This is a genomic window from Bacillus sp. LR_5 (assembly GCF_042709275.1).
Genome location: NZ_JAVAXX010000657.1, coordinates 1 through 851, shown reverse-complemented (window position 1 = coordinate 851; position 851 = coordinate 1). Strand labels below are relative to the sequence as shown.

The 851-nt window shown below is 44.1% G+C and carries 1 protein-coding gene; it reads left to right on the top strand.

The window, feature by feature from the left end; genetic code table 11:
* A partial coding sequence (locus tag RAC86_RS39305) for a sugar phosphate nucleotidyltransferase (RefSeq protein WP_377887023.1) occupies positions 1–851 on the top strand: 851 nt, incomplete at both ends.

Here is an 851-nt window from a genome sequence, read left to right as displayed (position 1 = left end):
GAAGCTTTATAAAGTCCTTCATCCAGTTTGCGGTAAGCCTATGGTAGAGCACGTCGTGGACGAAGCCTTAAAATTATCTTTATCAAAGCTTGTCACGATTGTCGGACATGGTGCGGAAGAAGTGAAAAAGCAGCTTGGTGATAAAAGCGAGTACGCGCTTCAAGCAGAACAGCTTGGCACTGCTCATGCTGTAAAACAGGCACAGCCATTTCTTGCTGACGAAAAAGGCGTCACGATTGTCATTTGCGGAGATACGCCGCTTTTGACAGCAGAGACGATGGAACAGATGCTGAAAGAACATACACAAAGAGAAGCGAAAGCTACGATTTTAACTGCGGTTGCAGAAGATCCAACCGGATACGGCCGCATTATTCGCAGCGAAAACGGAGCGGTTCAAAAAATCGTTGAGCATAAGGACGCCTCTGAAGAAGAACGTCTTGTAACTGAGATCAACACCGGTACGTATTGTTTTGACAATGAAGCGCTATTTCGGGCTATTGATCAGGTGTCTAATGATAATGCCCAAGGCGAGTATTATTTGCCGGATGTCATAGAGATTCTTAAAAATGAAGGCGAAACTGTTGCCGCTTACCAGACTGGTAATTTCCAAGAAACGCTCGGAGTTAATGATAGAGTTGCTCTTTCTCAGGCAGAACAATTTATGAAAGAGCGTATTAATAAACGGCATATGCAAAATGGCGTGACGTTGATTGACCCGATGAATACGTATATTTCTCCTGACGCTGTTATCGGAAGCGATACTGTGATTTACCCTGGAACTGTGATTAAAGGTGAGGTGCAAATCGGAGAAGATACGATTATTGGCCCTCATACGGAGATTATGAATAGTG